12 protein-coding genes are annotated in these 14,843 nt (G+C 33.6%); 6 read left to right on the forward strand and 6 right to left on the reverse strand.

All coding sequences use genetic code 11. The features are described from left to right. Positions 1-15: 15 nt before the first annotated feature. Positions 16-2,490, reverse strand: coding sequence for a hypothetical protein (locus ACVCXO_RS01195; protein ID WP_452227773.1), 2,475 nt, complete (start codon positions 2,488-2,490; stop codon positions 16-18). Positions 2,491-2,563: 73 nt separating this feature from the next. After that, entirely contained in the window at positions 2,564-3,754 is a 1,191-nt protein-coding gene (locus ACVCXO_RS01200) for a hypothetical protein (protein ID WP_452227774.1), read from the reverse strand. A 157-nt stretch (positions 3,755-3,911) separates the two neighbouring features. Here ACVCXO_RS01200 and ACVCXO_RS01205 point away from each other — a divergent pair, with 157 nt between their 5' ends. The 5 genes from ACVCXO_RS01205 (at position 3,912) to ACVCXO_RS01225 (ending at position 8,443) form a co-directional block, all read left to right on the forward strand. Beyond that, positions 3,912-5,450 (forward strand): YifB family Mg chelatase-like AAA ATPase, encoded by a 1,539-nt coding sequence (locus ACVCXO_RS01205; protein WP_452227775.1) that lies wholly within the window; start codon positions 3,912-3,914, stop codon positions 5,448-5,450. 248 nt (positions 5,451-5,698) lie between these two features. Beyond that, positions 5,699-6,100 carry a hypothetical protein gene (locus ACVCXO_RS01210; protein WP_452227776.1) on the forward strand — a complete coding sequence of 134 codons (402 nt, stop codon included), beginning with the start codon at positions 5,699-5,701 and terminating at the stop codon, positions 6,098-6,100. Between the two features lies 1 nt (position 6,101). After that, positions 6,102-6,824: a hypothetical protein gene (locus ACVCXO_RS01215; protein ID WP_452227777.1), complete on the forward strand. Its 723-nt coding sequence runs from the start codon at positions 6,102-6,104 to the stop codon at positions 6,822-6,824. A 92-nt stretch (positions 6,825-6,916) separates the two neighbouring features. Next, complete coding sequence (locus tag ACVCXO_RS01220; RefSeq protein WP_452227778.1) at positions 6,917-7,618, forward strand: hypothetical protein; 702 nt, start codon at positions 6,917-6,919, stop codon at positions 7,616-7,618. Positions 7,619-7,627: 9 nt separating this feature from the next. Beyond that, complete coding sequence (locus tag ACVCXO_RS01225; RefSeq protein WP_452227779.1) at positions 7,628-8,443, forward strand: sensor histidine kinase; 816 nt, start codon at positions 7,628-7,630, stop codon at positions 8,441-8,443. Between the two features lie 265 nt (positions 8,444-8,708). Here the strand turns inward: ACVCXO_RS01225 and ACVCXO_RS01230 are convergent, their stop codons facing one another. The 4 genes from ACVCXO_RS01230 to ACVCXO_RS01245 all read right to left on the reverse strand — a co-directional run bounded on the left by ACVCXO_RS01230 (position 8,709) and on the right by ACVCXO_RS01245 (position 12,582). After that, on the reverse strand, positions 8,709-9,419 hold the full coding sequence (locus ACVCXO_RS01230) for an RluA family pseudouridine synthase (RefSeq protein ID WP_452227780.1): 711 nt from the start codon (positions 9,417-9,419) through the stop codon (positions 8,709-8,711). Positions 9,420-9,541: 122 nt separating this feature from the next. After that, a complete protein-coding gene (gene panB, locus ACVCXO_RS01235; protein WP_452227781.1) occupies positions 9,542-10,360 on the reverse strand; it encodes a 3-methyl-2-oxobutanoate hydroxymethyltransferase in 819 nt (272 codons plus the stop codon). A gap of 246 nt (positions 10,361-10,606) precedes the next feature. Further along, a complete protein-coding gene (locus ACVCXO_RS01240) occupies positions 10,607-12,028 on the reverse strand; it encodes an L-serine ammonia-lyase (RefSeq protein ID WP_452227782.1) in 1,422 nt (473 codons plus the stop codon). 53 nt (positions 12,029-12,081) lie between these two features. After that, positions 12,082-12,582 carry a hypothetical protein gene (locus ACVCXO_RS01245; protein WP_452227783.1) on the reverse strand — a complete coding sequence of 167 codons (501 nt, stop codon included), beginning with the start codon at positions 12,580-12,582 and terminating at the stop codon, positions 12,082-12,084. Positions 12,583-12,749: 167 nt separating this feature from the next. On the opposite strand from ACVCXO_RS01245, the gene dnaK reads away from it, so the two are divergent. Further along, positions 12,750-14,654, forward strand: a complete 1,905-nt coding sequence (gene dnaK / locus ACVCXO_RS01250; protein WP_452227784.1) for a molecular chaperone DnaK — start codon at positions 12,750-12,752, stop codon at positions 14,652-14,654. Positions 14,655-14,843 lie beyond the last annotated feature (189 nt).

Here is a 14,843-nt window from a genome sequence, read left to right on the forward strand (position 1 = left end):
TTTTTAATTGTTTAATTAAATATTACGTGCATTTTGAATTTCGAACCCGGAAATAGTCATTTTTATAGCGGTAACATTTTTCCAGTTTCCTTTATCTACTGTTAGCGTCCATTGTGTATATGGCGAAGGTGTTAAATAGTTAGGAGCATCTTCTTTTGCAAATTCCCATTTAGTAATAAATGCAGGTAATAGGTCTGGTTTATAATCGGAAGACATAGAAAATCCAGAGGAAACAAATCGGAATTCTTTTCCATTTAATTTATTAGAATAATTGGCAGAAGTCTCAATCTGTAATTCCACCTCACCAGATTGCGAAGCACCTTGAAGTTCAAATGTAGCTTCTGTTATAAAGAATGCAGTGTTTCCATTAAGTTGTTCCGAAAGTGTAGTATCCTTTAAAGTAATAGACCATTGCGCTTGTCCTTTACCATTAACTTCCTTAAACAAAGGGTTTAGTTCTGGTCTTACATAATAATCAATTGGGCCAAAATCTTGTCTTGGTTTTATAACATTTGGTAAATTACCATGTAGTACATTTTTTAAACTTTCTATTGAATTTTCCACATTTTGAACCAATTGTAAATACGTCATAGACGAGTCTACTGTAACAGTTGAAGGACGTAACCATTGGTAGTTAAAAGCAGCTCGATAATTATTTACAGAAAGCACAATACTTCTTTTTAGGTTTGTGTATCCTTTTTCTAGAAAGCCAATAGCGGCATTTATTTTGGCTTCTTTTGTTGCTAGTTTTGCTTCAAGAGCATTCCATTGTGCTTCTGCTTGGTGTATAACGCTTAATTGATCAAAGGCAATCATACCTTGATTATATAGCTCTAGTAATTTTGCTTGTTGGTCACCAATACCTTTACCATAAGTGGATGATAACTCAATAGCTTCTATATACGCTCGAGCTGGCGCACCAGTTTCTGATCCACTTAATAAAGGTTCCAGTGATGCTTTAACCTGAACAACCATAATTTCCCAATATGTTGTTGGGTCTATGCCTCCAATAGAAAACCCATTTAAGTTTGGAATTTTATCCATTGCTTTAACCATGTCTGGTGAAAAGTTAATTTGATTTTCACCACTTGCAATGGCACGACTCACAATATCCCAAAGTAAAGCACTAGCAAGGCCAAACCCAACTTGCGCACCCATTAAGACTTCTGCACCATTTCCTGTTTCGTTTAAATTTGGTATGGTTGGCGGACTATGTGCTGCAGTAGAACCAGATTCAATGGCTTGACTTATGAGTTCTTCTCCAGCTTCCGCTAATTTTTCTGCGATCTCTAGGGCAGCTTTTGCAATTTCACCAGATTCGGCTCCTATTAAGGCGGGATCTACTAAAATTGCACCAACACTAATATAAAGTGTGATTACTTTAAAGAGCATTTTAAATGCAGTTTCTAATAATTCCTTTTGAAATTGATCTGCAACAGCTTTATCAATTGCGTCTTGTAAAGGTGCAAGGGTTTTACTTATATTGTTTAACTGCAGCGCAGCACTTGTTAATTCACCTTGTGCTAATTGTGATTGATTTACTAATCGTTTTAAGGTGTTAAATAAAGGTGTTTTTGCTTCAGAATTGATACTTTTTAATGTGGATGCTAACTTATTTAGTAATTCATCTGTGTTTTCTTGCGATTTAAAATCTTGTATTTTTTGATTATATGCACCAGCGACTTTTAATAAACCATTCATCTCCTTTTCATATAAATTAACAGATAGGGCAGGTACATAGGTTGCATTAGTTACTGAAGCTTGTGTGAAGCTTAATAACGCCATGCTATTTGCTTGTAATGAAGATATATTTGCAATATCTAAATTAGTATAATTAGCACGTTCTTTAATTAATGCATGTGAAACTCCTGTAACCCAACGCAACATTTGGGATGCTAATTGCTTCGCTTCTTTATTGTCTAGTTCTACTAAATACGAAGCGGCAGAAAATGTAAGTTCTGCACCTAATATGGACCAAGGAGAATGAAATACATCGGCAATGTCATTTGCGCTATTACTTATAGAGGCTCCATTTGCGGATAAAGTTTGTACTTGTGGAGGTGCTTTATCGGAAGCAACTTTTACTACTTGAGCAGTTGCACCAACTCCTAATGTAACAGATAATTTACCTTTTATTTCAGAAGTAGCAATTTGAAAATTTGGTATGTTTATAGATGTTACTATAAGATTAGCATTACCATTGTTTAATACCTTTACAGAACGTGCAATTATTTGAACACCAATACTTGGTATTTTTATTTCACCTTCGGCTATATTTAAAGTATCTACAACTATTACAAGCCCTCCTTTTAATGGATTGTGAGTTTTCAATGCAGTTTTGACTATATTAGTTAAATCTCCAGTTAAACTTGTAAATACAAATCCTTTATGAGGTGCTGCTGTTGCTATTTGGGGAATTAATGCAGATGAATTTTTATAATTTGCCGCATGTGCTTCGAGTAATTTCCAGTTTGGTTGATAGTTAGACATGATAAAGTTGTTTTATTAATGTATAGATATAAATGCTGCCACCTTTTAGATAGATAACAGCATTTTCAAATAGTTAGTTAGATGGGTTAAATGAAATAAACCCTGCTTTTGAAAATTGCTCTGCTTTTGATGCAATTATCTTCCATGAATCTAAGGCAGTTTGAAAGTTTACTTTTTGTAAAAAGGCGCTCCAATCTTTTAAATCTTCTGGAGTTAAATCTTCCAGTTGGCTTTCAATCTCGCCTGCAAAATCTGTCCAGCCAGCAACCATTGATCCTATAGTCTTAACAAATGCGTCACCATCTTCTTTTACATGTACTACACTTTTATTAAAATGCCCAAGTATAGCAACTAAAGCCGCTTTTTTCTTTTCTTCTGCTCCTTGAGTTGCTAGATCTTTTCTCGCCTGATCTAAAGCATCTTTAGTTTCTTTTGCAAGGGCACCAAAGGTTGCAGCATCTGCTATGGCAAATAATATTCCAAAGAACGGAATTAGTAAGAATATTGGTGACATACTCGCAGCAACTGTAAAACCAATGTACTCATCATTAAGCTTATCAATATGGTGGTTTAATTTTTTTAAATTTGCAAGATCTGTTTTTACAATTTTTTTTGCCGCATCAAGTACATTACCGTCTTGGTTTAAGTATACTTGTAAAGACTTTGTTGGTCCAGTTAATTCGTTGTTTAGTGTGGTATAAAAATTAGCAGTTTTGGTCGAAAATTCAGCTATATTTTTTTTTAATGATGTCGCTCGTTGGGTAATCCCGCCATGACCAGATAGTAAGCCTTTTAAATCAGCAAGTCGTTTTACTGGGTCTGGCTCTTCACCAATAAATTTCAGACCTTCTTGTAATTGTTTAATAATGAATTCCGCAGCAAATTGTGTACTGCTGGATAACCAAACGGCATTTCCATAAATAGATTTAGGAGCACTTGTTGCTTCCTGAAATGCTGCAATTTTTGTGAATAACGTGTTAGGGTCACCATATTCAGTAAGCACTTGCTGAATAGCTTTTAGAACAGCTACCGCATCTAATATAGTTTGTTCATTAGCAAATGTTCCATATAGTTTTGTAAATGTATTTGCTGTAATAGGAAATCCCATAGCAGTATGCGTAACGACTTGCATTTTTAACCATGCTTTGGTTTGAAGTGGAAAAGCATAATTTGGTTTATTAGTCTGAGGGTTTGTTACTTTAGTTAGTAATTGACTTGGAGGAGTTAGATTGAGGAATCCCGTTGTTGCTGTTGCTGCTTTCATGATTTTTAATTTTGTGTGTTATTAATGTTTAGTAAAATTAAAACTTTAAAACACTGATTGTTAGAGTAATAACACTAATTTGTTAAAATAGGTGTTTATACGTAATACAATATCTATGTCATTATTATTTATTACATTTATAGAAAATAGTCTATAAATGTTGAAAAAAGTCTATGCAAGTGCTGTGTTTGGAGTGGAAGCTTCCACAGTAACCGTTGAAGTAAATGTAGATTCTGGAATTGGTTATCATTTAGTTGGTCTACCAGACAATGCTATTAAAGAAAGTAATTATAGAATTGCCGCAGCATTACAAAATAATGGGTATAAAATTCCCGGAAAGAAGATTATTATAAACATGTCTCCAGCAGATTTGCGCAAAGAGGGAAGTGCTTATGATTTAACACTTGCGGTTGGCATATTAGTCGCAACCAAACAAATTCAAGCGGAAAACTTAGAAGACTTTCTCATCATGGGAGAACTTTCATTAGATGGAAACTTACAACCAATACGAGGCGCTTTACCAATCGCTATTAAAGCAAAAGAAGAAGGTTTTAAAGGTTTTATACTTCCAATTCAGAATGCAAAAGAAGCTGCCATTGTAGATGATTTGCAAGTTTTTGGAGTAGATAATATAAAACAAGTAATTGATTATTTTGATAAAGGAGAAGCGCTAGAACAAACCATAATAGATACTAAAAAAGAGTTTGAAAAAAATCTGGATTTCCCAGAGTTCGATTTTAGTGATGTTAAAGGACAAGAATCTATAAAGCGCTGTATGGAAATTGCAGCTGCTGGCGGACATAATATTATTTTAATTGGTCCGCCAGGAGCGGGAAAAACCATGTTAGCCAAACGATTACCAAGTATTTTGCCTCCAATGACTATTCACGAAGCATTAGAAACTACAAAAATTCATAGTGTTGTTGGTAGAGTAAAAGCAAATGCAGGTATTATGGCGCAACGTCCTTTTCGTAGCCCGCATCACACAATATCAAATGTAGCACTTGTAGGCGGCGGAAGTTACCCGCAACCTGGTGAAATTTCCCTATCCCATAACGGTGTTTTATTTTTAGACGAATTGCCAGAATTTAAACGCGAAGTTTTAGAAGTAATGCGTCAACCATTAGAAGATAGAGAGGTTACTATTTCTAGGGCGAAATTTACAGTTACGTATCCTTCGTCTTTCATGTTAGTAGCAAGTATGAACCCTAGTCCGAGTGGTTATTTTAATGATCCTGGCGCTCCTGTAACTTCTAGCCCAGCAGAAATGCAACGCTATTTAAGTAAAGTATCCGGGCCATTATTAGATCGAATAGATATTCATATAGAGGTGACTCCTGTTCCTTTTGAAAAGCTTTCCGAAGAACGAAAAGGCGAAACTTCTGTAGAAATAAGAAAACGAGTTACTGCAGCTAGACAGCTGCAAACAAAACGATTTGAAGATTCAGATACTGTTCATTACAATGCGCAAATGAATACCAAGCAAATACGAAAACATTGTGTGTTAGACGAAGCCTCTAAAGCATTATTAAAAACAGCAATGGAACGTTTAAATCTTTCCGCAAGAGCGTATGACAGGATTTTAAAAGTATCTAGAACCATTGCAGACCTTGAAAACCATGAAGAAATTACCGGTTCGCATATTAGTGAAGCCATTCAATATAGAAGTTTGGATAGAGAAGGTTGGTTAGGGTAAAAATTACAGTGCAGATAGAATTCCCTTTTACCCTTTTATACTGGGTTCATTAATTAAAGAGTATAGCTTTACTAAAGAATATAGAAGTATTGAAGGAGAACGTTGTCCAGGCTATTTTTTTTATTACCTTTATGGAGCTATTAATTAATCAATAACTTATGAAAAAATTATTATTACTACTACTTGGCTTTGCTATTGGATTTTTGATTTGTTATTTTTATTTCTGTAACTCACAAACAAATATACATATGACAACACCCAAAGGGATTATTACACCACAAGAAGCAAAGGTTTTAGATAAAGCTTTCGATTCTAGGCATCAATTAATTAGCGACTCTATTGTTGGTAGACCTGACAACCGTTCTGCTTGGTGGTCTTTAGAAGATATAGAAGGTTTTATTGAACATGCTAAAGCACAAAGTGAAAAATTAGGATATGACATGAATGGTATTCGTGTGTATTTAGGAGCGCATGCAGACGAAGGAAAAATGGTAGGGTACACAACCATGTTTATGGTGCCAACCGGTAATGCTTCTTTATCGGAAGGAAAAGTACTTTCTGCTCCTCCTGGTAACGGAGATATTCCTGGAGGATCTGGATTGAATGATGCATCTGGCGGTGAGCCACCTTCTGCAAATTACCCACAATAAAATGATTGATTATTTAATAGATAATAGATCAATTTTTATATTATTTATAGAAATATTAGCAGCTGTAACTGGACTTTTGTTATTTAAGAAGTTTACAAATACCGCTGCTAAATATTTTATTTGTTTTTTAGTCTATGTAATATTCATGGTTATTTGTGGTAGATACACTTATTTAATTCCTAATGATGGAGTTTTTAGCTTTCTACAAAATACCTTATTAGAAAGAAATTACTGGTGGTTTACCATTTGCTGGAAAATAGGAGCAATTGTTTTTTTTGGTTGGTATTATTTACAAGTATTGCATAATGCAAGGAGTAAAAGAATTCTAAAAACATCTTTAAGTGTTTTTATGCTTATTTCTGTCCTAATTATTTTATTTACTTTACCCGATTTTTTTAAAAAACCAATCCCCATTATTAGTATTATGGGAGGAATAATAATCTTACAATGTGTTTGTTTCTATTTCATTGAAATTTTGCAGAACGAAAAAATTCTTACCTTTTATAAATCACTAACTTTTTATATAAGTGTTGCCATCTTACTGTTTTGGTTAATTAAAACACCATTAGTATTTTATGAACAGTATTACAATACAAAGGATACGGATTATATAAACCTTAGAAGTTGTATTAACTTATTGGTTATACTTTTTATGTATGGAACGTTTACTATAGGCCTAATAGTTTCTAAGCCAGAAAATGAAAAAGAAGGTTTTGAGAAATAAGGGACTTTCCTTTAAAAACTTCCTTTTTGGGTATCTGTTTTTGAAATGTTTGAAGGAAACGGGATTGTTTCTAAACCCAAATTAAAGTATTCATGATTTCAGAAATAGTGAACTTTTTATCTATAATGGCAAATGCAGCACTAACTGTTTCTGCTGGAATTGGATATTTCTCTTTAAAAAAATATAAAAATACATATACAAGGTATTTTATTTACTTTTTAATCTATGTGTTCCTTATGGAATTGATTGCGAATTACCCTAAGTTAAATGCTTTAGAGTCTTTTGCATGGACAAAGGATAATAAGTTTTTGAATAATAATTTTTGGTATTACACTATTTTTTGGACTATTGCCAGTGCTGTTTTCTATAGTTACTACTTTCAAAAAGTACTAAAAATAAAGCGATTTAAAAGCCTTTTAAAATATGGCAGATTTGCATTTATAGCGCTATCTGTAATATGGATAGTAAAGGATTATAATAACTTTTTCACTTTTGGTTTTGTAATATTAGACTACCTTAATACGGTCTTAATTATAGGAAGTGTAATTCTGTTTTTTTTAGAAATTTTGTTAACCAATAGAATATTAACTTTTTATAGAGATATTAATTTTTATATTGCATCAAGTATATTAATTTGGTGGCTAATTACCATGCCTTTAAGTATTTTTAGTGACTATTATAATGCAAATGATATGCATTATGTTTATTTGCATCGTATTTTAATTTATGCTTCCAGTATTTTTATGTATTCTTGTTTTGCTATAGGATTAATAGTTTCCAAGCCAAAACATTAAACAAATTATATGTTATTTAATTTAATACAAGACCCGCTAGTTTCTACAAGTGCAGAACGTTACCTTTTGATTTATATGGTAGGTGTTTTGTTAATTGTAACCTCGTTAGTCGTTCTCTTTTTTATTGTTTTTCAGAAACGGAAAAATAAATTATTACTAGATAAAATTAAACAGCAAAAAGTATTTGACGAAGAGATCTCTAGAACGCAAACCGAAATACAAGAACAAACTTTAAAAAATATAGGTTGGGAATTACATGATAATGTTGGACAACTTTTATCGGTAGCAAGTATGCAATTAAGTGTTTTAGGCACGCAAGTTTCTTCAGATATGAAAGAGAATATTAGAGAGACTACAAATATTGTTAGAGAGAGTTTAAAGGAAGTGCGTTCCCTTTCTAAATCGCTTAACAATGAAGTTATATTAAATATTGGTTTTGAAAAATCTATTACGAACGAACTAGATAGATTAAAACGAATGAAATTTACGAAAGCAGAATTACATGTAAAAGGAAATACGATTCCTATAGAAAATAAAAAGCATGAAATAATTATGTTTAGAATTCTTCAAGAATTTTTGTCTAATTCTGTGAAATACTCCGAAGCAAAAAACTTAAAAATCATCTTAGATTACCAAAACGAAAGTTTACTAATTGAAGCTAGTGATGATGGTAAAGGTTTTGATGTTGAGACTGCAGAAAAAGGGTCTGGACTATTAAACATGAAGAGTAGAGCGGCACTTATTAATGCTACATTTAGCTTAGCTTCAACAATAGGAGAAGGTGTTGTGCTTACTATTAATTATCCTTTGCATAAAGAAAGTTAATAGACGGTATCCTTTTTTAATCTTTCTTTAAGCAAGGTTTCTCCAAGGTTGGAAGGAGTTTTATGTTTTATGCAATCCAAGCATCTCAAATTACATCTAGCCAACGAACACAGAATTTTAATTTGTAATTCTATTCCAACTCCGTACTTTAGAAAAAGGAAGGTGAATTTTAGTATATAATTCAGATATATTTAAAAAATAAGACAAAATATTTTTTATAAAGAAAGAGTGAATTTGTTTTTGAGATATAAAGTTCGCTTTTTTTTTATGGAGTACAAGCATCCCAAATAGGATCTTTTGGTAAAGGAGCAGTTATATTAATATCTTCCTTAGAAACAGGATGTGTAAACGCTATTTTTCTAGCATGTAAATGTATACCTGCATCTTTATTACTTCTGTCAAATCCGTATTTTAAATCGCCTTTTATAGCGCAACCAATAGTGGATAGTTGCGAACGTATTTGATGGTGTCTTCCCGTTTCTAGATTTACTTCTAATAAATAATAAGTATCTAATTTTTTTAATGTTTTATAATGAAGAATTGCATTTTTGCTATCCGAAACTTCTTTTATATACGCTGTAGATTTGTTGTTTTTCGGATTCTTTTTTAACCAATGTATTAGCGTGTCACTATTTTTTGGCGGTGCATTTTTTACAACTGCCCAATACGTTTTACTAATATCTTTGGAAACAAAAAGTTTATTTAATCTCGGTAATACTTTACTCGTTTTAGCAAAAATCACTACCCCAGTTGTAGGTCTGTCTAGTCTGTGTACCGTTCCTAAATATACATTTCCAGGTTTGTTATATTTATCTTTAATATATTCTTTAACCACATCACTTAATGGTTTATCTCCCGTTTTATCTCCTTGTACAAGATCTCCAGCACGCTTGTTTACAACAATAATGTGATTGTCTTCGTAAATAACTTGAAGATTACTTTTATTAGATAAAATTTTTTCTGATGGTCTTCCCACAAATACTTGAATAATTTTTATTTACTGAACACTGAACACTGAACACTGAACACTGAACACTGAACACTGAACACTGAACACTGAACACTGAACACTGAACACTGAACACTGAACACTGAACACTAGTACTGCTCCTCATCGTTAGGGAAATCACCAGTCTTAACGTCATTTCCATATTGCGTAAAGGCAGTAGTCATTTCTTCATATAAATTCATGTATCGTCTTAAAAAACGTGGATTAAATTCATGTGTCATACCAATCATATCATGGGTAACCAAAACTTGACCATCCACACCATTTCCAGCGCCAATACCAATAACAGGAATAGAAACACTAGCTGCAACCTCTTTTGCTAATTTAGCAGGTATTTTTTCTAAAACAATAGCAAAACATCCCGCTTTTTCAAGCATTAAAGCATCATCTTTAAGTTGTTGTGCTTCTTGTTCTTCTTTAGCACGTACTGTATACGTACCAAATTTATATATAGATTGAGGCGTTAAACCTAAATGCCCCATAACAGGAATTCCTGCATTTAATATTCTTTTTATAGATTCTTTAACTTCTTTTCCACCTTCCATTTTTACAGCATGACCGCCAGATTCTTTCATAATTCTAATGGCAGAACGCAACGCTTCTTTTGGGTCACTTTGGTAGCTACCAAAAGGTAAATCTACAACTACTAAAGCTCTATGTATTGCTCTAACTACCGAAGATGCATGATAAATCATTTGATCTAAAGTAATAGGTAACGTCGTTTCGTGCCCAGCCATGACATTACTTGCAGAATCACCAACTAAAATAACATCAATTCCCGCACCATCCACAATTTTTGCCATGGTATAATCGTAAGCAGTTAGCATAGAGATTTTCTCACCATGCTTCTTCATATCGACTAATGATTTTACGGTTACTCTTTTGTATTCCTTTTTTGCTACAGACATCTGTTTTTGTTTAGTTTGATAGAATGTAAAAGTACTAAATTAAGTGTATATTGTTATACTTTTCTTTTAAGAGGTCTTAAAATGCTAATCTTCAATTCTTTTAAGTGAAAATTCAAGAATATGGCAACAAGTGCTATCACGCTTTTCCAAGTTTTTTCTGTTTTATAGAAAAAAATATCTCTGTAAAAATACTTGAGTTAGAAGATTCGTTTACATATTGCTAACGCGGTATGGCTGATTACTGAATTAACAATCTGCCATATTAACACTAACCGCCAAACCACCTTCACTAGTTTCTTTATATTTAGAACTCATGTCCTTAGCAGTTTCCCACATGGTAGCCACTACTTTGTCAAAAGGAACTTTTACATTGTTAGGATCAGTATCTAAGGCTAATTCTGCGGCATTAATAGCTTTAATTGCTCCCATTGCATTACGTTCTATACAAGGTATTTGTACTAAACCACCAATAGGATCACAAGTAAGACCTAAGTGATGCTCCATAGCAATTTCCGCGGCAACCAATACTTGTTCTGGAGTACCACCAAGTAATTCCGTTAAAGCACCTGCAGCCATAGCAGAACTCACACCTATTTCTGCTTGACATCCTCCCATTGCAGCACTAATGGTCGCACCTTTTTTAAAGATACTTCCTATTTCTCCGGCAACTAATAGAAAACGTTTGATGTCTTCAAAATTACCATCGTGGTTTTCAATAACCAGATAATACATTAAAACGGCAGGGATTACTCCAGCACTTCCGTTTGTAGGTGCTGTTACAACGCGACCTAAAGACGCGTTTACTTCATTTACAGCTAATGCAAAACAACTTACCCACTTTAATATTTGTCGAAACTTAACTTCGGTATTTCTAATAGAATAGAGCCACTCTACATGTGTGGTATACGGTTTTTCGCCTTTTAGCTTTTGATGCATATCATAGGCGCGACGTCGTACATTTAATCCGCCAGGAAGATTTCCTTCCGTATGACAACCAAGATACATGCATTCTAACATCGTGTCCCAAATACGTTGTAATTCCTTGTCAATTTCTTCCGAAGAGCGAATCGATTTTTCGTTTTCTAAAACGACTTGTGAAATTGGCAATTCTAAGTTTTTACAAAACTGTAAAAGCTCGGTTCCTTTATCTATAGGATATGGAAAGGAACATTTTATTTCAAAATTACGTTTCGAGTTTCTACGTTCTTCTTTAACCACAAAACCGCCACCAATAGAGTAGAAGGTAGACTTCTTTTTCTTGCCATCTATGATTGCTGTAAATGCCATTCCATTAGAATGAAATGGTAAAAATTTCCGGTTGAATATAATAGCTTCCGAAGGATGAAAAGGAACAGGCTTCTCGCTATTAAAAGATAAAGTGTTCGTCTCTTTAATAGTAGAAATTATTTCTGGAATATTTTCTGTAGGAATCGTTTCCGGATCCAATCCACATAAGCCAAGCATTACCGCATAATCTGTAGCATGCCCTTTTCCTGTTAAAGATAAAGAGCCATAAAGATCGACTTGAATACTTTCCACTTTCTCAAAAGTGTTATTTGCTTTTAATTCTTTGATCCATCGTTCTGCTGCACGCCAAGGACCTAAAGTGTGGGAACTTGAAGGTCCAACACCAATTTTTAACATATCAAAAACTGAAATACATTCCATTTACAATAACCTTTTAAAGTTGGCGTAAATATACATTTTGTAGGGTAAGAAACTTACTTTTTTTCAAAAGCTTCTATACTATTTGCTTTCATTACAGCTTCTATATTAGAGGTGTCTACAGCGTCCACATCATCTGCAGGAACAACAACTACTCTAAAAAGTTGATTTTGAGTCCAACCAGAATCTATAGCATTCAAGTTTACCGTACCATCTAAAAAGAATCGAACATCTGTTTGCGTGAAATCATAATTGTAAATTAAAATACTTTCATTGGTAGTACCTTCATCAAAAGTAACTTGTTGTGGCATTAATCTCCATGCATTTTGTCCGTCTGTTCCTGGCCATAAAATATAAACCAATGTCACATCTGAAGGATATACTTGAAAGCCATAATCTTCAAAATATTCATAATTATTAGTACTGTTAAAATCAATTTCAATTTCAAAAGCACTAGCAACAAAAATCCCTCCATCTTGCCCATCAAGACCATCTTCGCCCTGGCAAGAAGTTAATATTAATGCAAATACGAATAATATCGATACAATCTTTTTCATAATTTTTTTGTTTAAAGTTACAAATCACTTTTAATATTAATTGTTAAAAAAGCATAATTTAATGATTTAAGTATTTTATGACATCGTGTCAGTCATATTGTATTGGCATAATCCTTGACTTATACATGACAAATAAAAATAAATTTCAACACACAAAAAATATAATTATGAGTAAAATTATTGGAATCGATTTAGGAACAACCAACTCTTGCGTTTCTGTAATGGAAGGTAACGAACCAGTTGTAATCCCAAACGCAGAAGGTAAAAGAACAACACCTTCTGTTATCGCTTTTGTAGAAGGCGGAGAAATTAAAGTTGGTGATCCAGCAAAACGTCAAGCAGTTACAAACCCAACTAAAACTGTTTATTCTATTAAACGTTTTATGGGAAACAAATATTCTGAATCTAAAAAAGAAGCAGAACGTGTACCATATAAAGTGGTAAAAGGAGATAATGACACACCACGTGTGGATATTGATGGTCGTTTATACACGCCTCAAGAATTATCTGCTATGATTCTTCAAAAAATGAAGAAAACGGCTGAAGACTATTTAGGTACTACAGTAACAGAAGCAGTAATTACTGTTCCTGCTTATTTTAACGATGCACAACGTCAAGCAACTAAAGAAGCTGGTGAAATTGCAGGTTTAAAAGTACGTCGTATTATCAACGAGCCTACAGCAGCAGCTTTAGCTTATGGTATGGACAAAAAAGGAACAGACCAAAAAATAGTAGTATTTGATTTTGGAGGAGGAACACATGATGTATCTATCTTAGAATTAGGAGATGGTGTATTTGAAGTGCTTTCTACAGATGGAGATACGCATTTAGGAGGAGATGATGTAGATCAAAAAATTATTGATTGGTTAGCAGATGAGTTTAATGCTGAAGAAGGTATTGACTTACGTAAAGACCCAATGGCTTTACAACGTATTAAAGAAGCTTCAGAAAAAGCGAAGATTGAATTATCATCTTCTGCACAAACGGAGATAAACTTACCATACGTTACAGCTACAGCTTCAGGACCTAAGCATTTAGTTAGAACATTAACGAAAGCTAAATTCGAGCAATTAATTGACGATTTAGTAAAACGTACTATTGAGCCTTGTCAAACCGCTTTAAAAGCAGCAGGTTTATCAAAATCTGATATTGACGAAGTAATTTTAGTTGGTGGATCAACACGTATTCCAGCAGTACAAGAAGCGGTAGAGAAATTCTTCGGAAAAACACCAAGTAAAGGTGTAAATCCTGATGAAGTTGTTTCTTTAGGAGCAGGAATTCAAGGAGGAGTTTTATCTGGAGATGTTAAAGATGTATTACTTTTAGATGTAACACCTTTATCTCTTGGTATTGAAACAATGGGTAATGTAATGACAAAACTTATTGAAGCAAATACAACGATTCCTACAAAGAAAAGTCAAGTATTCTCAACAGCAGCAGATAACCAACCTTCCGTAGAAATTCATGTACTACAAGGAGAAAGATCTATGGCCGCAGATAATAATACGATTGGACGTTTTCATTTAGACGGAATTCCACCAGCACAACGTGGTACTCCTCAAATTGAAGTAACATTTGATATTGATGCAAACGGAATTATTAAAGTTTCTGCAGGAGATAAAGCTACTGGTAAGACACAAGATATTCGTATTGAAGCATCTTCTGGATTAACAGAAGAAGAAATTAAGAAAATGAAAGCAGATGCAGAAGAAAATGCAGAAGCAGATGCTAAAGCAGCAGAAAACGCTCAAAAATTAAATGAAGCGGATTCTATGATTTTCCAAACGGAAAAACAATTAGCAGAATTTGGTGATAAAATATCAGAAGATAAAAAAGCACCAGTAGTAGCAGCTTTAGAAGAACTTAAAAAAGCATATGAAACTAAAGATGTAGCGGTAATCTCTCCAGCTTTAGATACTTTAAACGAAGCTTGGAAAGTGGCTAGCGAAGAAATGTATAAAGCACAAGCAGATGCACAAGGTGGAGCAGAAGGAGCTCCTGATGCAAACGCTGGAACAGATTCTAAAGAAGAAAGCGACGTAGAAGACGTAGACTTCGAAGAAGTAAAATAAGCAGAGAACCAATTTTCATAAAGTGAAAATGGTGTGAATCGCTTATGCCGACGAAGGTGGGCATCTTAGAGAACCAATTTTCATAAAGTGAAAATGGTGTGAATCGCTTATGCCGACGAAGGTGGGCATCTCAGAGAACCAATTTTCATAAAGTGAAAATGGTGTGAATCGCTTATGCCGACGAAGGTG

Source organism: Lacinutrix sp. MEBiC02404, assembly GCF_053601575.1.

Coding starts and splice junctions, on each gene's coding strand:
- ACVCXO_RS01195 (WP_452227773.1), bottom strand. CDS start 2,490: ATGTCTAACTATCAACCAAACTGGAAATTACTCGAAGCACATGCGGCA.
- ACVCXO_RS01200 (WP_452227774.1), bottom strand. CDS start 3,754: ATGAAAGCAGCAACAGCAACAACGGGATTCCTCAATCTAACTCCTCCA.
- ACVCXO_RS01205 (WP_452227775.1), top strand. CDS start 3,912: ATGTTGAAAAAAGTCTATGCAAGTGCTGTGTTTGGAGTGGAAGCTTCC.
- ACVCXO_RS01210 (WP_452227776.1), top strand. CDS start 5,699: ATGACAACACCCAAAGGGATTATTACACCACAAGAAGCAAAGGTTTTA.
- ACVCXO_RS01215 (WP_452227777.1), top strand. CDS start 6,102: ATGATTGATTATTTAATAGATAATAGATCAATTTTTATATTATTTATA.
- ACVCXO_RS01220 (WP_452227778.1), top strand. CDS start 6,917: ATGATTTCAGAAATAGTGAACTTTTTATCTATAATGGCAAATGCAGCA.
- ACVCXO_RS01225 (WP_452227779.1), top strand. CDS start 7,628: ATGTTATTTAATTTAATACAAGACCCGCTAGTTTCTACAAGTGCAGAA.
- panB (WP_452227781.1), bottom strand. CDS start 10,360: ATGTCTGTAGCAAAAAAGGAATACAAAAGAGTAACCGTAAAATCATTA.
- ACVCXO_RS01240 (WP_452227782.1), bottom strand. CDS start 12,028: ATGGAATGTATTTCAGTTTTTGATATGTTAAAAATTGGTGTTGGACCT.
- ACVCXO_RS01245 (WP_452227783.1), bottom strand. CDS start 12,582: ATGAAAAAGATTGTATCGATATTATTCGTATTTGCATTAATATTAACT.
- dnaK (WP_452227784.1), top strand. CDS start 12,750: ATGAGTAAAATTATTGGAATCGATTTAGGAACAACCAACTCTTGCGTT.